The 20,498-nt window shown below is 67.5% G+C and carries 19 protein-coding genes; 8 read left to right on the top strand and 11 right to left on the bottom strand.

The features are described 5' to 3' along the window. The first annotated feature begins 1 nt into the window (after position 1). Both rdgB and hemW read left to right on the top strand, forming a co-directional pair. Positions 2-649, top strand: a complete 648-nt coding sequence (rdgB, locus tag FGU64_RS17655) for an RdgB/HAM1 family non-canonical purine NTP pyrophosphatase (protein WP_139954361.1) — start codon at positions 2-4, stop codon at positions 647-649. Positions 650-821: 172 nt separating this feature from the next. Beyond that, positions 822-1,979: a radical SAM family heme chaperone HemW gene (gene hemW, locus FGU64_RS17650; protein WP_180375559.1), complete on the top strand. Its 1,158-nt coding sequence runs from the start codon at positions 822-824 to the stop codon at positions 1,977-1,979. Between the two features lie 162 nt (positions 1,980-2,141). On the opposite strand, the gene FGU64_RS17645 is transcribed toward hemW, so the two are convergent. The 10 genes from FGU64_RS17645 to FGU64_RS17600 all read right to left on the bottom strand — a co-directional run bounded on the left by FGU64_RS17645 (position 2,142) and on the right by FGU64_RS17600 (position 13,465). After that, on the bottom strand, positions 2,142-3,599 hold the full coding sequence (locus FGU64_RS17645; protein WP_139954360.1) for an APC family permease: 1,458 nt from the start codon (positions 3,597-3,599) through the stop codon (positions 2,142-2,144). A 40-nt stretch (positions 3,600-3,639) separates the two neighbouring features. Then, positions 3,640-4,839 carry a LysR substrate-binding domain-containing protein gene (locus FGU64_RS17640; RefSeq protein ID WP_139954359.1) on the bottom strand — a complete coding sequence of 400 codons (1,200 nt, stop codon included), beginning with the start codon at positions 4,837-4,839 and terminating at the stop codon, positions 3,640-3,642. 5 nt (positions 4,840-4,844) lie between these two features. After that, a complete protein-coding gene (locus FGU64_RS17635) occupies positions 4,845-6,185 on the bottom strand; it encodes a glutamine synthetase family protein (protein ID WP_139954358.1) in 1,341 nt (446 codons plus the stop codon). Beyond that, the gene (locus tag FGU64_RS17630; RefSeq protein WP_139954357.1) at positions 6,182-6,865 is read right to left on the bottom strand and encodes a TetR/AcrR family transcriptional regulator; all 684 of its coding nucleotides are present in this window, start codon (positions 6,863-6,865) and stop codon (positions 6,182-6,184) included. The genes FGU64_RS17635 and FGU64_RS17630 overlap by 4 nt, the downstream gene beginning before the upstream one ends. Continuing rightward, positions 6,862-8,157 (bottom strand): alpha/beta fold hydrolase, encoded by a 1,296-nt coding sequence (locus FGU64_RS17625; RefSeq protein WP_139954356.1) that lies wholly within the window; start codon positions 8,155-8,157, stop codon positions 6,862-6,864. Before FGU64_RS17625 ends, FGU64_RS17630 begins: the two co-directional genes overlap by 4 nt. A gap of 6 nt (positions 8,158-8,163) precedes the next feature. Beyond that, positions 8,164-9,474: an acyl-CoA dehydrogenase family protein gene (locus FGU64_RS17620; RefSeq protein ID WP_139954355.1), complete on the bottom strand. Its 1,311-nt coding sequence runs from the start codon at positions 9,472-9,474 to the stop codon at positions 8,164-8,166. 83 nt (positions 9,475-9,557) lie between these two features. Next, positions 9,558-10,610 (bottom strand): peptidase M29, encoded by a 1,053-nt coding sequence (locus FGU64_RS17615; RefSeq protein ID WP_139954354.1) that lies wholly within the window; start codon positions 10,608-10,610, stop codon positions 9,558-9,560. A gap of 91 nt (positions 10,611-10,701) precedes the next feature. Next, the gene (locus tag FGU64_RS17610; protein WP_139954353.1) at positions 10,702-11,355 is read right to left on the bottom strand and encodes a flavin reductase family protein; all 654 of its coding nucleotides are present in this window, start codon (positions 11,353-11,355) and stop codon (positions 10,702-10,704) included. A gap of 33 nt (positions 11,356-11,388) precedes the next feature. Further along, positions 11,389-12,309, bottom strand: coding sequence for a fumarylacetoacetate hydrolase family protein (locus tag FGU64_RS17605; RefSeq protein ID WP_139954352.1), 921 nt, complete (start codon positions 12,307-12,309; stop codon positions 11,389-11,391). Between the two features lie 28 nt (positions 12,310-12,337). Then, positions 12,338-13,465, bottom strand: a complete 1,128-nt coding sequence (locus FGU64_RS17600; RefSeq protein ID WP_139954351.1) for a cupin domain-containing protein — start codon at positions 13,463-13,465, stop codon at positions 12,338-12,340. Positions 13,466-13,601: 136 nt separating this feature from the next. Between FGU64_RS17600 and FGU64_RS17595 the strand changes: the two genes are divergently transcribed. After that, complete coding sequence (locus FGU64_RS17595) at positions 13,602-14,288, top strand: FCD domain-containing protein (protein WP_139954350.1); 687 nt, start codon at positions 13,602-13,604, stop codon at positions 14,286-14,288. Between the two features lie 154 nt (positions 14,289-14,442). Next, a complete protein-coding gene (locus tag FGU64_RS17590) occupies positions 14,443-14,922 on the top strand; it encodes a thioesterase family protein (protein WP_139954349.1) in 480 nt (159 codons plus the stop codon). A 16-nt stretch (positions 14,923-14,938) separates the two neighbouring features. Here the strand turns inward: FGU64_RS17590 and FGU64_RS17585 are convergent, their stop codons facing one another. Continuing rightward, positions 14,939-16,552, bottom strand: coding sequence for an AMP-binding protein (locus tag FGU64_RS17585; protein WP_139954348.1), 1,614 nt, complete (start codon positions 16,550-16,552; stop codon positions 14,939-14,941). A gap of 270 nt (positions 16,553-16,822) precedes the next feature. Here FGU64_RS17585 and FGU64_RS17580 point away from each other — a divergent pair, with 270 nt between their 5' ends. From FGU64_RS17580 to FGU64_RS17565, 4 genes are read left to right on the top strand one after another with little or no spacing between them, the layout of a single operon-like run. After that, the gene (locus FGU64_RS17580) at positions 16,823-17,614 is read left to right on the top strand and encodes an aspartate/glutamate racemase family protein (protein ID WP_139954347.1); all 792 of its coding nucleotides are present in this window, start codon (positions 16,823-16,825) and stop codon (positions 17,612-17,614) included. Positions 17,615-17,633: 19 nt separating this feature from the next. Next, positions 17,634-18,065: an organic hydroperoxide resistance protein gene (locus tag FGU64_RS17575; RefSeq protein ID WP_139954346.1), complete on the top strand. Its 432-nt coding sequence runs from the start codon at positions 17,634-17,636 to the stop codon at positions 18,063-18,065. Positions 18,066-18,068: 3 nt separating this feature from the next. Beyond that, positions 18,069-19,250, top strand: coding sequence for a thiolase family protein (locus FGU64_RS17570; protein WP_139954345.1), 1,182 nt, complete (start codon positions 18,069-18,071; stop codon positions 19,248-19,250). Further along, positions 19,250-20,479: an SDR family NAD(P)-dependent oxidoreductase gene (locus tag FGU64_RS17565; protein WP_139954344.1), complete on the top strand. Its 1,230-nt coding sequence runs from the start codon at positions 19,250-19,252 to the stop codon at positions 20,477-20,479. Before FGU64_RS17570 ends, FGU64_RS17565 begins: the two co-directional genes overlap by 1 nt. Positions 20,480-20,498 lie beyond the last annotated feature (19 nt).

Raw genomic sequence — 20,498 nt, 5'->3', positions numbered from 1 at the left:
AATGCACGCCCTGACGGACAAGAAGATCGTCGTCGCCAGCCACAATGCCGGCAAGCTGCGCGAGTTCGCAGACCTGCTCGGCCCCTTCGGGCTGGAGGCGAAGTCGGCCAAGGAGTACGGCCTGCCGGAACCGGACGAGACCGGCACGACCTTCGAGGAGAACGCCTACATCAAGGCTCACGCGGCCGCCGTGGCGACGGGCCTGCCCGCCATGTCCGACGATTCGGGCCTGTGCGTGGACGCGCTCGACGGCGCGCCCGGCGTCTACACCGCCAACTGGGCGGAAAAGCCCGAGGGCGGGCGTGATTTCGGCATGGCCATGCAGCGCACCGAGGTCGCCCTGCAGGAGGTCGGCGCGACCGAGCCGGCGCAGCGCACCGGCCGCTTCGTCGCCGTCATCTGCCTGGCCTTCCCCGACGGAGAGGCGGAATATTATCGCGGCGAGGTCGAGGGCACACTTGTCTGGCCGCCGCGCGGCGACCTCGGCTTCGGCTACGACCCAGTGTTCCTGCCCCACGGCTATGACAAGACCTTCGGCGAGATGACGGCCGAGGAGAAGCATGGCTGGAAGCCGGGCGACGCGGAAGCGCTGTCGCACCGGGCGCGGGCCTTCAAGAAATTCGCCGAGGCACGGCTGGGACAGATTTGATGCTCCCCGGCATAAACGGCCATCATCAGCGCCGCCCCTCACCCTTACCCTCTCCCCGTAAACGGGGAGAGGGGAGCGCCCACGTCGCAGCAGCTCGCCTCTCCCCGTTTACGGGGAGAGGCTGCCGGCAGGCAGGTGAGGGGCAGCGCCGGCATGGCGTCGGAATGCACCCATGATGCTCGACCGCACACCCGGTTTCGGGGTCTACATCCACTGGCCATTCTGCGCGGCCAAGTGCCCCTATTGCGACTTCAACAGCCATGTGCGCCATCAGCCGGTCGACCAGGAGCGCTTTGCACGCGCTTTCGCCGCCGAACTGAAGACGATGCGCGCCCGCACCGGGCCACGCGACGTCACCTCCATCTTCCTCGGCGGCGGCACACCGTCGCTGATGAAGCCGGAAACGGTGGGCGCCGTGCTCGACGCCGTGGCGGCGAACTGGACGGTGCCGGCCGGCATCGAGGTGACGTTGGAAGCCAATCCTTCCTCGGTGGAAGCGGAGCGGTTTCGAGGCTACCGGGCGGCCGGCGTCAACCGGGTGTCGCTCGGCGTGCAGGCGCTGAACGACCGCGACCTGAGGTTCCTCGGCCGGCTGCACAATGTGGAAGAGGCGCTGAAGGCGATCCGGCTGGCGCGCGAGACGTTTCCGCGCCTGTCCTTCGACCTGATCTACGCCCGCCCCGGCCAGACGCTGGACGCCTGGCAGGCGGAACTGGAGGAAGCGATCGGCCACGCCGCTGACCATCTGTCGCTCTACCAGCTCACCATCGAGGAAGGCACGCCCTTCCACGCCCTGCACAAGGCGAGGAAGTTCGCCATTCCCGATCCCGATCTGGCGGCCGACCTCTACCAGCTCACGCAGGAGGTGACGGCAGCAAAAGGCCTGCCGGCCTACGAGATCTCCAACCACGCCCGGCCGGGCGCGGAGAGCCGGCACAATCTGACCTACTGGCGCTACGGCGAATATGTCGGCGCCGGCCCCGGCGCGCATGGCCGCTTCGTCGAGGACGGGCGGCGGGTGGTGACGTTCACCGAGAAGATGCCGGAGACATGGCTTTCGCTGGTCGAGGCCAAGGGCGACGGCGTCGTCGGCGGCGAGGTGCTGACGCGCGCCGAGGAAGCGGACGAGTTCCTGCTGATGGGGCTCAGGCTGGCCGAAGGCATCGACCTCGCGCGCTACGAGGACTATGCCGGGCGCGGCCTGCCGCCGGCGCGGCTTTCCATCCTGCAGGAGGAAGGCCTTGTGGCGCCGCTCGGCAATTCGCGCCTGCGCGCGACGCCCGCCGGCATGATCGTGCTGGACGCCGTGGTCGCCGATCTGGCGCGATAAAGCATGATGCCGAAAAGTTGCAGACTTTTCGGAAAACATCATGCTTCAAAAACAAATGGTTAGAGCGAAATACCGATTCAGGGAAACGGCATTTCGCTCTAGCCTATCGAAACGAAAACGACCTGCCCTGTCCGGGCAGGCCGTCGCCGATCGCCGGAGCGATCAGTTGCCGTTGTTGCCCATGCGGGCGAAGCGGGCCGGATCGGTCTTTTCCAGCCGGGCCGCCAGAAGGTAGCCGACGATCGCGGCCAGCGGGATCAGCGAGGGCAGGATGACGCCCAGCGCGCCGCCGGTGGTGCCGGTCAGGTCGCCGAAATGCAGGAAGATGTAGACGAACAGCGCCGCCATCACCAGGCCCGACAGGATCGGCAGGACCAATGTCACCAGCGGCGAGCCGGCATGGCCCTCGCGGCGGAAGAAGACGATCACCGCAAGCGAGGTGACGGTCATCATGGCGAGCACGCCGAGCGTGCCGATCTGGCTGATCCAGGTGAACATGTTGAGCACCGGGTCGAGCCCCAGCCCGGCGAACAGGGCGAGCACGATCAGCGCGCCGACGGTCTGCACCACGGAGCCGATATGCGGGCTCTGGTGGGTGCCGTGGGTGCGGCCGAACACGTCCGGCAGCAGGCCCTCGCGACCGGCGACGTAGCTGTAGCGGGCGATGTAGTTGTGGAAGGCCGAGAGCGCCGCGAACAGGCTCGACACCAGAAGGATGCCGGCGATGGTCGGGATCGGCCCGCCGACATAGTCGGCCGCCAGATTGAAGAAGAACAGCGACGGATCGGGCAGGCCCTGGATGGTCGGGACCAGCTTGTCGGCGCCGACGCCGACGATCATCAGCCAGGTGGTGAAGATGAAGAACAGGCCGATCATCAGCACCGACAGGTAGGTGGCACGCGGGATGGTCTTTTCCGGATCGCGCGTTTCCTCGGCGTAGATCGTCGTCGCCTCGAAGCCGATGAAGCAGCCCATGCAGAACAGGATCGCCGCCGTCATCGAGCCGGAGAAGAAGGCGTTTGCGTCGAAGAAGTTCATCGACAGGCCGCCGGCGCCGCCCTTGCCGAGGATGGCGAAGTCGACGATCAGCACGATGATGTATTCGAGCAGCACCGCCGCGACCAGCACCTTGGCCGACAGGTCGACCTGTCGGTAACCGAGGGCGCCGACAAGCACGATGGCCGCCAGGCTCCACAGCCACCAGGGCAGCACGAGGCCGAGTTCGCCGAAGATGCCGGCGGCGATACCGCCGAACAGGCCGATGAGGCCGAACTGCATGGCGTTGTAGGCGACGAGCGCGGTGATCGCCACAGCACCTGCCGTGCGCCCGCCGAGGCCGCGCGCGGCATAGGCGTAGAAGGCGCCGGCATTGGTGACGTGGCGCGACATCGCCACATAGCCGGCGGCGAAGGCCAGCATCACCGCCGTCACGAAGATGAAGATGGCCGGCACGCCGGCGCCGTTGCCGAGCATGAAGGCCAGCGGCATGGCGCCCGCCACGCCCGTCAGCGGCGCGGCCGCCGAGATCACCATGAAGGTGACGGCGATCAACCCCAGCGAATTCTTGCGGAGCCGGTTCGCACCTCCGCTACTTACATCCAAAACGTTTTCCTGAGCCATAGTCCCCTCCTGTTGTGTCCTTCACATCACCGCCGGCGCCCTATCGCACCTTCGTGCCTGCCGCCGGCCGGCCACCTGCCCGTTCTTGATCGGGCTGAGTTTGAAAGGACCTCTTGCAGCGGGCAAGAAAGTCCCTGGCCAATTCGCTTTGCCGATCCGGCCGCCGCGCCAGCGCGACCAGCGCACCCTCCGGAAAATCCACCTTCAGCGGCACGGCCCTTGTCTCACCGCCGCGCCGGTCCCGGTTGCGCGGGGCCTGCGGCACCAACGTGTAGCCGAGCCCCTGTGCGACTAGCCCGCGCACCATGGCGAAGGACGGCGACTGCAGGCGCACGTTCGGCTTCAGGCCGTTACGCTCGAACAAGGCAGCGACGGCGCCGCGCACCGAAGGATAGTCGAGCAGGATCATCGGCAGCTCGGCCACATCGCCAAGCCGCAGGCTCGGCTTGGCGGCGAGCGGATGATCGGCGCTCAGGAGAACATGGGGATCGGCGGGGCAGATGACCTCGGCCTCGAGTTCCGGCTCGTCGACTGCGCCGAAGGTGACGGCGGCGTCGATCTTGCCGGCGCGCATCTGCTCGACGAGATCGTCGTGGTCGGCCTCCAGCAGGCGGATATCGACGGCGGGCGTCCGGCTGGCGAAATCGGCGACGAGGGACGGCACGAATTCCGGCCCCAGCGTGATGAAGAAGCCGACGCGCAGCTGGTTGTGCGGATCGTGCGGCTGCCGGTCTTCCGGCGCGATCGGGATGGCGCGGCGATAGCCGCGGTTGGCGTAGACGAGCGGCGAGCGCTGACGCGACAGCTCGATCTGCTCGACCTCGCCGATGAGGATGAAATGCGTGCCCCACAAAAGGGCGGTCTTCAGCTCGCAATCCAGCGAGGCGATGGCGCCCTCGATGATCGGCGCGCCGGTGGCGCCGGGATGCCAGGGAATCTCACCGAACCTGTCCTCGTTGAGATGCTTGAGGCGGCCGGAAAACAGGTCGGACACGAAGGTCTGGTTGCCGCTCAGCACATTGGCGCAGAAGCGCCGGTTCTTCCTGATCGCCTCGCCGGCGGGGCTGAGATGGTGGATGCTGACGAGAAGCGACGGCCGGCTGGTGTCGGCCGAGACCGAGGTCATGGAGGAGACGGTGACGCCGAACCGGCCCGCTTCGCCATCCGTGGTCACGACGGTGACGGCGGAGGCGACGCGGCTCATGCTTTCCACGAAACGGGCGCGAAGTTCGGCATCCATGGCTTTCACCCCAGGTCGAAGAAACGTTCCAGTTCAACGTCGGGCACCTTGCGGCGGAACTCGTCGTACTGGCTCTGGCGCGTCGAGGAGAACGCCTCGACGAAGCGCGGCCCGAGCCAGTCCTTGGCGAAGGCGGAGCCGCGCAGCCGCTCGATCGCCTCGGGCATGGAGCGGGCGAAGTCGCGCGGCGTCTCCTGCGCGTAGCCGTTGCCGACGGTCTCGGCTTCCGGCTCGATCTTTTCCAGGATGCCGGCGACGCCGGCCGCCACCGTGGCGGCGACCGTCAGGTAGGGGTTGGTGTCGGCGCCCGGCAGGCGGTTTTCCACGCGCAGCGAGCCGGCGTCGTGGCCGACGATGCGGAAGCAGGTGGTGCGGTTCTCGTAGCCCCAGCTGAGGCCCGGCGGCGCGAAGGTGCCGGGCGCGAAGCGCCGGTAGGAATTGACCGTCGGCTGGAACAGCAGCGTGAGGTCGCCGAGATAGGTCTGCATGCCGCCGATGAAGTGGCGGAAGGTCTGCGACACGCCGTTCTTCTGCGACGGGTCGTGGAAGACCGATTTGCCGTCCTTGTCCTTCAGCGAGACGTGGACGTGGATGGACTGGCTGTCGGCGGCTTCCGTCCAGCGCGGCATGAAGGTGACGCAGCGGCCCTGGCGCTGGGCCAGCGCACGGATGAAGTTCTTCAAGAGCACCAGCTGGTCGGCCGGCTCCAGCCCCTCGCCGGCGGCGATACAGGCTTCGAGGAAGCCGCCGCCGATCTCCTCGTGCATCTTGGCGAGGTCAATGCGCAGCGGCACGCACATCTCGGCCACCGCCTCGTACCATTCCGTCTGCTGAACCTGGTAGAGGACGAGGTCGTGGCTGTTGTGCTGGGTGGCGGTCTTCAGGTTGCGGTAGCCCTTGGCGCGGGCGCTTTCGGGCGTCTCGTCGAACAGCGTGTATTCCAGCTCCATGCCGTAGCGCGGCCGGTAGCCGGCCTCAGTGATGCGGGAGAGCACGCGGCTGAGTAGCGAGCGCGGGCAGAATTCGGCGGTGCCGCCCGAATAGTTGGCCAGCACCAGCATGTCGTGGCCGGGCTTCGACCACGGCAGGCGGCGTACCGTCACCGGGTCGAGGACCAGCGGATCGTCGTGGAAATCCGAGGTTCCGTCCGAGACGCCGGGAATGGGCAGCACCACGTCAGTCGGGTCGAGCGCCAGCGTCACCGGCGACATGCCCATGCCGTTCTTGGCAATGCCCTTCAGGCTGCCGGCCGAAACCATCTGCCCGCGCAGCAGGCCGTTGGTGTCGGTCATCGCCACAGTCGCAAAGCGGCTGGCCGGATCGGCCAGGTAGTCCTCGATCGTCATGGGTCACCTGCTGGAAAGGATTGGGCGCCGACGAGCGCCTGCAAAGCGTGAAGGTCTTCGTCCGGCCGGATCGAATAGGCCTTCAGGAAGACCCGCAAACCGTTGTTGATGTAGCGTGCCAGCTCGGGCCGGCCGGGCATGCGGTCGGGCCTGTAGAGCGCATGGTTGCGCGGCGCCGACAGGATCAGGCCCCACAGGTCCTCGGCTGCCAGTTCGGCATCGTCGAAGGCAAGCTGGCCGGCGGCGCGGCGGCCCTCCAGATACTCCATAATGCCGGCAAGCAGCCGGTCGGGGCCACTCTCCTGATAGGCCTGGCCGATCTCGGGAAAACGCTGCACCTCGCCGATGATGAGGCGGGCGAGCGACAGCATGTCGGGGCGCAGCACCGTGGCGGCATAATCCCAGGCGAAGCCCAGCAGGTCGGCGACCATGCCCTTGCCGGACGGATGCAGGAAGAACTCCAGCATCTGGTCGCGCTCGCCGAACAGCATGGCCGAGAACAGCGCTTCCTTGGAAGAGAAATACTGATAGAGCGTCGGCTTCGACAAGCCGGCCTCGATGGCGACGCCGTCCATCGTCGCGCCCGAATAGCCCGTCTCGGAAAACACTTTCAGCGCGGCGTCGAGAATGCGCCGCTCGCGCTCGATGCGGTTCTGCTGGCGGCGCGGCAGGGCGCTCATCGCGGTAGCCTTTCGAGGAAGTCGAGCAGGACGCGGTTGTAGGCTTCGGGCTGCTCGACGTTGCAGACGTGGCCCGAGTCGTAAATCGTCTCGTAGCGCACGTCGGGCCGGGGCGACTCGGCTAGGATGCGGCCGGCGACGCCGCGGATCTCGGCCGGCGAAGCCAGCCGGTCGTATTCGCCCGTCATCATCAGGACCGGCATGGAAAGCCGCGCAAAATCGAACCGCTCCGGTGGATTGGTAAAGCAGGAAAGCGCATCGCGATAGGTGGCGGACGGGATCGCCTTCATCGACGCCAGAAGCTGCGCCCTCACCTGTGCCGAAGCGTGCGGCCCGGCCAGCACCTCGACCACGGCGGGGGCGAAGTCGGCCGGCGTCTGCCCGGCGTCGAGCGGTACCTGCCGGCTGGTGCGGAAGGCCTCGCGTTCCGCCCGGCCCGCTTCCGACATGCCGGTGCAGCCGCCCGACAGGACGAGGCCTGCGAGCATGTCGGGATGGCGCATGGCGAAGGAGGTGGCGATCCACGAGCCGTAGGACAGGCCGACCAGCACCAGCTTTCCACCGCCGAGGGTTTCGCGCACGCGCAGAATGTCGGCGCAATAATCATCCACCGTGGATTGTTCGGGATCGAGCGCGCTGCCGCCATAGCCGCGCAGGTCGAGCGCCGCCGCGCGCATGACGTTGCCGGCCGCGCCGAGCTGGGCGTCCCAGTTGCCGCGCGCGCCGCCGATGCCGTGCAGGAACAGGCAGAGCGGCCCGTCCTTCGGCGGCGTGACGGTGAGCGCCAGCCGGGGGGCCGTATCGACGGTGATGTTTTCCAGCGAAACCGGCGCGGGCATCGCCCTTGCCGCGCCCGGCTTGCCGGCGCGCTGCGCCGCCGCCGACAGGGCGGCGATGCCGGCCTCGAAAATGGCCTTCGTGCCTTCGCAGATCGCGGCCAGCCGCGCCGGGTCCGGCGCTTCCACGGTCGCGCTCCATTCGATGGTGCTGCCGCCCGCCTCGGACGCGGCGATGCTGATGCGCGCATCGTAGCGGTCCACGCCGGCTATGCCTTGCAGATGGGTGTAGCCGAGCGTGCGGTCGCTGTCGCTTCGCCACGTCAGTTGCTCGCGGTAGAGCGTGTCCTCGCCCTGCACGGTGAAGGCGCGGATCAGGGAACCCCGGTCGTCGCGCTCCTCGCGCATGGTGGCGATGGCGGGATGCCAGCGCCCGCAGAAATCGCCGGCAACGGCCCAGGCCGCCTCGGGAGAGGCCGGGGACTGCCCGATGACCTGGACCTGATCGCGCGGCATGGGTGCCTACCGGGCTCCGCCGACCGTGGCGGCGTCGCCCCGCCACAGCGACATGCGGGCGCCGCCCTCGTCGCCGGGCGCGTGGTCCAGTTCGTCCATCTCGTAGAGGGCGAGCACGCCGAGATAGTCCTCCATGATCTCGGAGGTGAAGGGCAGCATCAGCGCGCCGCAGCGGCTGTCGCGGTACATGCGCTCCAGGGGCAGCGACTTCAGCATGGACTGCCCGCCGCAGGTGCGGATCGCCATCGAGGTCATCTCGGCGGCGCCCTCCATGACGTTGTACTGCGCGGCATACATGCGCAGCACCTCGGCCTTGCTCGGGAATCCCTTGGATTCGCCGAAAGCCTGCCACCAGAGCGCGCGGATGTTGGCGAGGCGGGCATACATCTTGCCCACGGCGATGCGCTTGGTGGCGTACATGCGCCGGTCGACCGGCGGCTGGCCGGGGATCCTGCCCTTCAGGTAGTCGACCATGAAGTCGTAGGCGCCCTGCGCCACACCCATGTAGGTCGGCGACAGCGTGATCATCATGTGCGGCCAGTTGGGCAGCGTCTTGTTGAAGATGCCGCGCGGCATCAGGAGGTCGTCGGCGGTGACGAAGACGTCCTTCAGGATCAGGTCGCGGCTATTGGTGCCGCGCATGCCGAGCGGGTCCCAGTCGCCCTTGACGGTGAGGCCGGGCGTGTCCTTGTGGACGACGAACAGCATCGTGTCCTCGTGGCGCGGCTCCTGGCCCTCGAACACCTCGGTGCAGACGATGGTGTAGTAGTCGCAATAGCCGGCCAGCGAGGCGAACTTCTTGAAGCCGTTGATCTTCCAGCCGCCGTCGACCTTGCGGCACTGGGTCTGGTTCGGCTTCGACGTCCAGTTCTGGCCGCCCTCGGAGATCGGCTGAGAGAAGATCGCCTTCTCGGCGATGGCGCGGCGGAACTGGCGCTCGCGCAACGGCGCGAAGGTCGCCTTCTCCTGAGGCGTCAGGTTCGGCATGTCGAACATGAAGCGCGACCATGCCATGGAGGAATTGTGCATGTTGAAGGTGAGCGCCGTGGCGCCGCAATATTTGCCGATCTCGGCGCCGACCATGGCGTATTCGAACATCGAGAAGCCCCAGCCGCCGAATTCCTCGGGAATGCACAGGCCGAGGAAGCCTTCAGCGGCGAGGTCCCTGTAGTTCTCGACCGGGAACGACGCCTCGTCGTCCACCGCCCTGGCGCGGGCAGCGAACTTGTCGCGGCCCATCTCATTGACCAGCCGAAGCTTGGCCTGCACCTCTGGGCGGATGCGGTCGAGATCGTAGTAGTCGGCAATATCGCTCATGCTTTTGTCTCCGAAGCCGTCAGAAGCATTTCCGGGAAAAGCGGACACCGGCTTTCCGTCCGAAAATGCGAAAAAGTACCCGGTTAAACCGCCAGCTCCCCTTGCAGGACGCCGTCCTTGACGACCACCGTCCCGTCCAGCGCGATGGTGCAGTTGCGCATCGGCAGGTCGAAATGGCCGAGCGTGTAGCGCCCGGCATACTGGTTGGCGCCGGTCGACCACAGGAAGGAACCCGCCAGCGCGCGGAACTCGACCGCCTGCATGTCGCGCTTGTCGTACATGGCCGCCGACACCCAGCGGGCGCGCGGATGCATGCCCCAGCCGACATGGCTCATGCCGTAGGCGTTGCGGTCGTCCCAGGCCTCCATGTATTCGCGGAAATGGATGGCATCGACGCCATCGCCCTTGATGGCGGTGACGAAATCGTTCTCGACCGTGAAGTCGATGCGGCTGGTCAGCGTCGTCTTGAAGGTCAGGTTCATGTCGCCGACATCCATGACGATGCGGCCGTTGACTGAGTTGTTGCCAGGAAAGGCCAGGCACAGGCCGCCCGGCCAGTGCGCCACCGCACCGGGCGCCGTGCCGAAGCCGGGCGTGCCGCCGCAGGGTGCATTGCGCAGGTCGATGACGAGGTTGGTGCCGGCTGCGGAGGTGACGCGCATCTCGCTGGCCGCGCGCAGCATCTCGACGCCGCGCGCCACTTTCGGGCCGAGTTCGGCGAACGGCTCGGTGCGCTCGAGAATCTCGGGATGCTCGTTGCAGACGACCAGCAGGCGGGTGTTGCCGGCCTCCTCGATCTGAGGCCATTCCGGCGCGTGGATCAGCCCTTCGACGGTGCAGTCGACGATGATCTCGACCAGCTTCAGCGCCTCGATGACGGCGCGGTTCTGCTGGATCGCCCAGGAGGTGCCGGTGGACTTGACCGGCACCGGCGCGGTCTGGCGCGGCGTCGGCATCTGGATCATGCAGTATTCGGCGCCGAGGTCGTGCAAGGCGAGGTCTGAGAGGTGCACCAGCACCGGGCGCGACTGGGTCTCCGACAGGATGGCGACCTTCGTGCCCCTGCCGATACCGTTCAGCCTGAAGACGCGGCGGAACGAATCCAGCCAGCGTCCTTCGACGCGCTCCTGCAGCATTGCCGTCCTCCCGTGACAGTTTGCGCTTCCGCAAATTGCTTAACTGGCAAGTTAAGTTTTTTGCGAAGCCTGTCAACAGGATTTTCGAAAATCAGGAGCCTTTCGATATCTCGTCCGAGTCGCGCCCGTCCCACTCGCTCCATTTCGGGCGCACGAGGCTGAACGTGTCGCGGCTGCGCACGTAGTCGCTGCCGTAGGAACGGGCGACGAGATCGAGGCGGGGCGTGTCGACATGGGCGCGTTCGGCGTCGAGCACGCAGTCGTCGGCGACATGGATGGCCAGCACCCGGCCGATCACCACCACCTGCGAGGGACCAGTGACGACCGACGACAGCGACACGCATTCGAAGGAGACCGGGCTTTCAGCGATGCGCGGCGGCCGCACGCGATCCGAGGCGACGGTGAAGAGGCCCGCCAGCTCCAGCTCGTCGATGCCGCGCGGCGCGTCGATGGAGGTGACGTTCATCGCCTTCACCAGCCGCTCGGGCACGAGGTTCACGACGAATTCGCCGGTGTCGAGGATGTTGCGGGACGTGTCCTTGAAACCCTTTTCGGGGTCGGCCATGACGCCGATGGCGACCGTCGGCGGCGACGGCCCCATGACGTTGAAGAAGCTGTAGGGCGCGGTGTTGACGCGGCCTTCGGCGTCCTTGGTCACCACCCAGGCGATGGGGCGCGGCATGACCGTCGCCACCAGCAGCTTGTAGGTGTTCTGGGTGCCTATTTCGTCTGGATCGAAGCGCATCGGCCCTCGCGGATCGCCTGTCGTGAATACGGCTTATGCCGGGGTCGCGTCGACGACCGGATGGCGCAGCGTGCCGATGCCTTCCACGCAGGCCACCACCACGTCGCCCGGCCAGAGCCATTCCTGCGGCGAACGGCCCGCGCCGACGCCTTCCGGCGTGCCGGAGGCGATGACGTCGCCCGGCTCCAGCGTCATGCCGGTGGAGATGTCGGCGATCAGGTCATCGACCTTGAACAGCATGTGGCGCGTGTTGGAGCGCTGCTTCTCGACGCCGTTCACCGTCAACCACAGGTCGAGCACCTGCGGGTCGGGAATCTCGTCGGCGGTGACGATGCAGGGGCCGAAGGGCGCGTAGGTGTCCTGCCCCTTGGAGAAGATCCACTGCCCTGCCCGGCGATTGTCGCGAGCGGAGACGTCGATCATCACCGAATAGCCGAACACATGCTTCAGGGCGTCCGCCTTGGAAACGTGTCTGGCGGCAGAACCGATGACGACGGCGAGTTCCACCTCCCAGTCGAGCTGCCGGGTCATCTTCCTGTTATGCTCGATGCCCTCGCCGGGGCCGATCACCGCCGTCGGCGGCTTGGTGAAGACGATCGGCTGCTTCGGCAGGTCCCTGGCGGTGTCGAGCGTGCGGGCACTTTCGGCGACGTGCTCGACGAAGTTGAGGCCAATGCCATAGATGTTCTTGCGCGGGCGCGGGATCGGCGCCATCAGCCGGACATTGCTCAGCGCCGTCGCCGTGCCGGGCGCGAAGCGCCCCTCGGCGCCGTCCAGGCAGGCCTGCAAGGCTTCCAGCCCCGGCCGTCCGGCATCGATGAGGCCGAGCATGGTATCGGGCAGGTCCTCGCCGAACGTCTCTCCCAGCGCCTCGACGTCGACCACCAGATCGTCGACGACGACGCCCAGCCGGGCCGCCGCCTCGACCGAGGCGCGATAGGTTACAAGCTTCATGATGTCTTCCTTTGAGAAAAGGCGGGCTTTAAAGAAGCGGCTGGTTGCCGCCGTTGTCGCCGAACGCCTGCTCGCGATAGAGGCCGAGCGCGCGCATCACCGGCAGGTCGGACAGGCAGAACAGGCAGGCGTCGTCGCGGTCCGAGCCGTTGACGTGCTCGTGCCAGGCCCAGGACGGCACACAGAAGATGTCGTGCTCGGCCCAGTCGTAGCGCTTGCCGTTGATGATGGAATGGCCGCTGCCCTTGGCGACGTGGTAGAGGCCGCTGCCGGTATGGCGGTGCGCCTTGGTGGCCTCGCCGGGGCGCAGCATCTGCATGGAGGCGCCGAGCGTCTGCATCACCGGCCCGTTGGTGGCCGGGTTGACGTATTCCATCAAGACGCCGTCGAAGGGCGAGCCGTCGGTGCAGCCGGCGTATTTCTGCAGCGACTCGTAGGTCGGCACCCATTCGTATTTGAACATCGGGCTGTAGCCCTTGTTCCAGCCGTCACCGACCATCGGCTTCAGGCCGGGGTTACCCCAGGTCCTGGTCATGTCGTCGACCTCGTAGCCGACGGCCTGGCTGAGGTCCGGATGCACCTCGTAGAAATTCGCCTCCATGGCGTTGACGAAGGGAATGTCGAGCCCGTCCTGCCAGATGCAGGGCGAACCGCTCGCCTCGACGCCGTGCTCGTGCCAGGTGCCGTTCGGCGTCAGCACGAAGTCGTTGGCGCCGAGCGTCATCTTGTGGCCGTCGACCACCGTATAGGCGCCCGCACCCTCCATGATGAAGCGGATGGCGGACGCCGAATGCCTGTGCGCGCTCGCCACCTCGCCCGGATTCATGACCTGGAGGCCGCCATAGATCCAGCCGACGGCGGCCGCGACGTCCGTGCGGCCCGGATTGTTGAGATAGATCACCCGGCGGCCGGCCTTTTCAGGCGTCACCAGCTCGACCGAACGCAGGACGTGCTGGCGCAAATCCTTGTAGCGCCACACCACCGGCTCCGACTGCGACTTCGGCTCCCACGGCTCGATCTTGTTGGCAACCGTCCACAACGCGCCGGCCTTGTAGCGTTCGAGATCCTCGTAATAGGCCAGGAGTTCCGGCGTATCCTCGACATTGGCGCGTCCGGCGACGTCCTCGCGATGGTTTTCCCGCTGCTTATCGGCCATCTCGCTTTCCTTCCGCTTTTGAGCTTCACAGAGAATGGGTCATAGGTCTTTCGAAAGCAAGAAGGATTTTCGAAAGTTTTTGGAATTGCCGAAGCGGTTTTCCATGCGATAATCCTCCTGATCCGGGAGCACCAGCATGACCCTCGCCGAAAAAGCCTACGACGCGCTCCGCCACGACATCATTCGCGGCGCCTTCGCGCCCGAGAGCCCGTTGCGCCTCGCCGACCTCAGCGAGCGCTACGGCATGGGCTTTTCGCCGCTGCGCGAGGCGCTGAACCGGTTGCAGGCCGAACGGCTGGTCACCGCCGAATCGCTGCGCGGCTTCCGCGTCGCGCCGCTGTCGCTCGACGAGTTGCACGACGCGATCGCGCTGCGCATCCAGATCGAATCGGAGGCGCTGCGCAGCGCCATCCGGCTCGGTGACGACGCCTGGGCGGCCGGCATCGTCTCGGCCCTCTACGCGCTCACCCTGCAGGCCGGCCGCACCGGCGCGCAAGCCGACATCTGGGCGCTGGAAGCGCGCCACCACGCCTTCCACCGCGCCCTGCTGGTCGCCTGCAATTCGCCCTGGACGCTGGAATTCTTCGAGCGGCTCTACGCCGCCACCGAGCGCTACCGCATCCCGGTCCTCCTGGCCGCGACGCGCCCAGCCGGCCGCGACGTGCAGGCCGAGCACAAGGCGCTGGCGGAGGCGACGCTGGACCGCGACGCCGACAAGGCGGTCGCGGTGCTGCGCGAACATTACCTGCGGACGGCGGAGGACATCGAAAGGGCGATCCCGACACAGGACGGCGACGCCCTGCCGGCCAAGGCCGCTGTCTGACGGCGGCCGCGCCAGGCGCGCCGAGCACCAGCAGCACCAGCCCTGGAAGATTGACAGGCCTGATCGCCAAAACTATGCAAAATCATGTTTTTTTAAGAGACATTCCAGAATGATGGACGATGACGCGCGCGCTCGAGAGGGCGGAACCGCTGCCATGAACAGGCCCGTGCCGGGCGTCGTCGACGGCAGGCCCACGCCGCTCCGCCGCGCCGACCTGCCGGCCGGCCTGTGGTCGACCGAGATGCACATCCGCTTCGGCCATTGCGATCCGGCTGGCATCGTCTACACGCCGAAATTTTTCGACATCTTCAACGTCGTCATCGAGAAATGGTACGAGGGCGCGCTCGGCCTCGACTATTACGAATTCATCGGCAAGCGGCGCATCGGCCTCGGCTATGTGAACGCCCATGCGGATTTCTTCTCGCCCTGCACGATGGGCGACACGCTCGACGTCGCGGTCGCTGTCGAGCGGATCGGCAATTCCTCCTTCGCCCTCAGGCTGCATGCCTTCCGCGACGGCACGGAGGCGCTGCGCGGCTATTTCACCGTGGTCACCACCGACCTGACCATCCACAAGTCCATGCCGGTGCCGCCGGACCTGCGCGCCGCCCTGGCCGGCTACGCGAAGGCGTAAAGACAGCCTGCCGTCGTCAGACCTGACGCTTCTTCAGGTGCCTGAGGTCATGGAAAGCGCCCGCTTCCATCGTGTCGGCGACCAGCGTCTTCAGCGCGGCGCGCTGGATCTTTTCGGTCGCCGTCAGCGGCAACGCCTCGACAAAAGCTACCCAGCCCGGCACCTTGTAGTAGGCCATGCGCTCCAGCGCCCAGCGGACGATCTCCTCGGCCGCATCGGCTCCCGACCCCGCCTCGCGCGGCACGATCAGGGCGGCGACCTCGTCGCCCCGGACGGCATCGGGCGTGGCGGCGACGCCGGCCTGCCGCACCAGCGGGTGCCGGTTGAGCACCGTTTCGACCTCGACGGCGGCGATGTTCTCGCCGGAGCGGCGGATGACGTTCTTCTTGCGGTCGACGAAGTGGAGGTCGCCGTCGGCGTCGCGCGCGACGATGTCGCCGGTGTGGAACCAGCCATCTGCCCAGGCCTCGGCGGTCGCCTCCGGGTCCTTGAGGTACTCGCGGAAGAAGCCGAAGCGCGGCCGGGCGCCGGCATGGCGCACCAGCAGTTCGCCGGGCATGTCGGCGGCGGCGTCCTGCCCCTCGGCATCGACCACGCGAATCTCGACCTCGGGACCGGGCCTGCCGAAGCAGCTGGTGCCGGTCTTGCGCGGCTCGCTGCCGGCGCAGATGACGCCGCCGCTGCCGGTCTCGGTCATCGCCCAGGCCTCCAGCAGCGGCACGCCGAAGCGCTCTTCGAACGGCGCATGCAGCGCCTTGTCGACGCCGGCGCCGAAACCGAAGCGGGCGCCGTGCTCGCGGTCGCGTCCACTCTCCGGCGCGCCCATCAGCATCGAGGGCATGACGCCGAGATAATGGAAGCAGGTGGCGCGGCTTGTCCGCACCTGCTCCCACCAGCTTGCCGGGTGGAAGCGGTCGAGCATGATGAGGCAGCCGCCGACCGTCACCATCGCCATGACCGAAACGGCCATGGCGTTCATGTGGAAGACCGGCAGCGGGGTGAGCATGCGCTCGCAGCCCTGGCGCAGCGAAATCAACCCGCCGGCGTCGCGATACCAGTCGCCGGAATGGAGAAAGTATTCGTTGGTCAGCACGCAGCCCTTGGGGCGGCCGGTGGTGCCCGACGTGTAGAGCAGCGCGCATTCCGTCGCCGTATCGCCGGCGATCGCCTGGCGCGGCCCATCGAAGGGCGCGGGGACCGGCCCGTCCGGCGCGAACACGGGAATGGCGCGCCCGGCCTCCCGCGCCGCGCTTTCGAGTTCATCCATCCGCGCGGCAAGTGCTACGGCGGCGGTCATCTCGGAATGGGCGATGATGTAGGTGAGTTCGCTGGCGCGCAGGTCCGGGTTGATCGGCACGACGGAAACGCCGAGCCCGTTCAGCGCGAACCAGATTTCGAGGAAGGAAGGCCGGTTCTGCAACAGGAGGCCGACCCGATGGCCTTGGCCGTAGCCGGCGGCGCGGAATTTTTCGCGCCAGCCCTCGATACGTCCAAGCATCTGCGCATAGCTCACCGTCTCGGCGGCGATACCGTAGATGCGGGCCGTTTCCTCCAGCACTTCAAGGAACGGCGCCTCGCCGTGCGCCTGCGCCGTGGCGCGAAAACGGGAATAGACCGTTTCGGCAGACATTAGGCCCGGCTCCCTTGCGGGCGATCGGAGCCCTCCCGAGCCGGGGAAGCGGCCTGCCTGCTTCCGGGAAATATCGCTGCCCGCATCGCGTCCCTCTTCTGGCCAGCGCGCCGGTCGCGCTACCGATCCTGCGGCCACCATAGTGCTTTATGCTTGAAGCATCTAGGAATAAGTAAGAGGATATGCCGGCATGGTCTCATGCGCCTGACCGGCATGGCCGAATCCGCGGCCTGCCAGCACCTTGTGTCACAACAGGATCGGGGGGAGGAAATGCGAATCTTCTGGCAAAGCTTCGTCGACGCCAGGATCGGCGCCTCCTATCTGGAGCGGCTCGAAGCCCGCCTCAACGCCATCGCCGCACCCGGAACCGAGGTGACGGTCCACGGCATGTCGCCGCCCGACCGCAGCTTCGGCCGGCTGGCCGAGTTCCGCTGCGCCATCCAGGCCGTCGAGGCCGGCATCGGCGCGGAGGAAGCGGGGTTCGACGCCTATGTGATGGGCCATTTCCAGGACCCCGGCCTCTATGAGTTGCGCTCGGCGCTGCGCATTCCCGTCGTCGGCGCCGGCGAGGCGACGCTGCTCGCCGCCTCGCAGCTCGGGCGCCGCATCGGCCTTGTCACGCTGGACCCGGTGTTCGAGGTCTGGCACCTGGAGCAGGCCGAGCGCTACGGGTTGGCAAGCCGTGTCTGCCACGTCACCGGCATGGGCTGCCGGCCAGAGGATTTCGACCGCTGCTTTTCCGGCGACGATACGGCGAAGGCGCGGCTGCTCAGCGATTTCACCGCCTGCGCGCTGCCGATGGTGGAGAAGGGCGCCGACGTGATCGTTCCCGCCGGCGTGCTGCCCGGCCTGCTGATCGGCGGCGAGCGCGGCTTCACCGTCAAGCACGCGCCGGTCGTCGACTGCGCGGCGGTCGCACTGAAGTCGGCGGAGATGTGGGTGCAGTTGCGGGCCTTGAGCGGCATCGAGCCGAGCCGCGGACCTTCTTTCGCGCTGGCCGGCGAGCAGGCGAAAGAAGACTTCCTGCAACTCGCCCGCAACGGCACGTCTTCCTCTCGATGACCGAACAAGGAGCCACGCGATGAAACCGGAAAAGATCGTCTACCGGACCGAGGCCACGGCGACGGGCGGACGCGACGGACGCGCCGCCACGAAGGACGGGCGTCTCGCCGTGTCGCTCTCGATACCGAAGGAGTTCGGCGGCCCCGGCGGCGAGGGCACCAACCCCGAGCAGCTTTTCGCCGCCGGCTGGTCGGCCTGCTTCCTCAGCGCCGTCAAGCTGGCCGGGCGGCTGAACAAGGTCGCCGTGCCCGACGACGCCACGGTGACCGCGAAGATCGGCGTCGGCCCGGTCGGCGTCGGCTACATGTTCGCCGCCGAACTGGTGGTGGCGCTGCCGGGCATCGACCGCGCCACCGCCGAAAAGCTCGTGGCCGGCGCGCATGAGCGCTGCCCCTTCTCAAGGGCGACGCAAGGCAATATCGATGTCGTGCTGACCGTTGCCGAAGCGTGATCGATGGCGAAACCGGCCTCCCGCAGGACACCCTATGACGGCGTGGTCATCACCACGCCGGTCACCATCCCCTATCAGCGCTATTCGATCGAGAGCGCGCAGTGGTGGATCGGCCGGGCGCTGCGGGCTCTCGCCGACGCCTCCGGCATCGCGGCGCGCGATTTCGACGGCTTCTGCCTGTCCTCCTTCACCGTCGGCCCCGACACGGCGATCGGCCTGACGCAGCATTTCGGCCTCAGCGTGCGCTGGCTGGACACCATCCCGCTCGGCGGCGCCAGCGCCATCGCCGCGCTCAGGCGGGCGGCGCGGGCGGTGCAGGCGGGCGACTGCGACGTCGTCGCCTGCGTGGCCGGCGACACCAACCATGTCGATTCCTTCCGCCGCACGCTGGAGAACTTTTCCCGCTTCGCGCAGGACGCGGTCTACCCTTACGGCGCGGGCGGCGCCAATGCCAGCTTCGCGATGATCGCGCGCCACTACATGAAACGCTTCGGCGTCGCTCGCGAGGACCTTGGCCGCATCGCCGTCGCCCAGCGCGCCAACGCGCTCAACAACCCGCACGCGCTGATGAAGACGCCGCTGACGCTGGAGCAGTACATGGCGGCGCGGCCGATCGCCGATCCGATCCACCTCTACGACTGCGTGATGCCCTGCGCCGGGGCCGAGGCCTTCCTCGTCATGCGAGAGGAGATGGCGGCTGCCTCCGGGCTGAAGGGCGCGAAAATCCTCGCCTCCATCGAGCGTCACAACGCCCGGCTCGACGACGTGGTGCAGAACCACGGCGGCTGGGTGGCCGACATCGGCGACCTCTACGCCATGGCCGGTGTGCGGCCGGACGCCCTCGACTTCGTGCAGACCTACGACGACTATCCGGTGATCGTGATGATGCAGCTGGAGGATTTGGGTTTCTGCGCCAAGGGAGAAGGGGCCGCGTTCGTGCGCGCGCACGACCTGACTATCGGCGGCGACTTCCCCCACAACACCTCCGGCGGCCAGCTTTCCGTCGGCCAGGCCGGTGCCGCCGGTGCCTATCTCGGCGTCACCGAGGCGATCCGGCAGGTGCTGGGCAGCGCCGGGCCGACGCAGGTCGCCGGCGCGCGCACGGGGCTCGCCTCCGGCTTCGGCATGATCAACTACGACCGCGGCCTGTCGTCCGGCGCCGTGATCGTCTCGGGAGACGGATGATGGTCGAGCCGCTGCAGCAACCGGAGCGCAGGAACCCGCTCAAGCGCACCCGCCAGCCGTCGCTGCCGCCCATGGGGCGCAGCCGCGCCGGCATGCTGTTGACGCGCGCCGCCGCCGAGGGGCGGTTCGCGCTGCAACGCTGCGGCGAATGCGGCGCGTTCTGCTATCCCGCGCACGACGTCTGCCCCGGCTGCCTGTCCACCGATCTGAAGCTGACCGACGCGCCGAACGGCGGCACGCTCGTTTCCGAAACCATGGTGCGCGTGCCCGCCGACGTCTATTTCCGCGAGCGAGCGCCGTGGCGCATCGGCATGGTCAAGCTCGACTGCGGCCCGACCGTGATCGCGCATCTTCATGCCGACTGCCGCGAGGCGGAGCCTGTGCGGCTCTCCCTCCAGCTCGACAAGGCCGGGCAGGCCGCCGCTTTCGCCCGGCCCGCCCGCGACGCGGCGAACGCCGCCGACGACCGGCAATGGCGCGAGATGACGGCGTCGCCGAAATTCCGCCGCGTGCTGGTGACGAACGGCCGCTCCGCCGTCGGCCAGGCGACGGCGGCGGCACTCGTCGCGGCCGGCGCCAAGGTCCATGTCGGCATCGCCGAACCTTGGAAACCCTTCGAGGCGGGCAAGGCGCTGGAAGGCTGCACGGTGGTGCCGCTCGACGTGACCGATGAGCGCTCCGTTCGCGACCTCGCGTCCGACATCGGCGGCAAGGTGGATATCCTCATCAATACCGGCGAGCATACCCGTCCCGGTGGCCTGATCGGGCGGCAGGGCACCGCTACCATCATGGACGAGATTTCGCAGACCTATCTCGGCTTCGTGCACCTGGCGCAGGCGTTCGGGCCGGCGATGCGCGCAAGGGGCGGCGACGGCGTCGACAGCGCGGCCGCCTGGGTCAACGTCTTTTCCGTCTACGCGCTGGCGAACTGGGCCGCCTACGGCACGACCAGCGCGGCGGAGGCAGCCTGCGTGTCGCTGTCGCACTGCCTGCGCGGCGAATTGAGGGCCGGCGGCGTGCGCGTCGTCAACCTGTTCACCGGCCCGCTCGACACCGAATGGTTCCAGACCGTGCCGCCGCCCAAGGTGGCGCCGAAGGCGGTGGCCAAGGCCATCGTGTCGGCGCTGGAAAGCGGCGTCGAGGAGGTTTTCGTCGGCGACGTCGCCGAGGATGTCCGCCAACGGCTGGAAGCCAACCCGAAAGCGCTGGAACGCGATCTCGGCGCCTGAAAACGAAACGAGGACGAGA

Origin of the sequence: Mesorhizobium sp. 8 (assembly GCF_006351905.1) — a bacterium.
Classification (GTDB): Bacteria; Pseudomonadota; Alphaproteobacteria; order Rhizobiales; family Rhizobiaceae; genus Mesorhizobium; species Mesorhizobium composti.
Note: the sequence above shows the minus strand (reverse complement) of the source record. Positions and strands in the feature narration are given on the sequence as shown.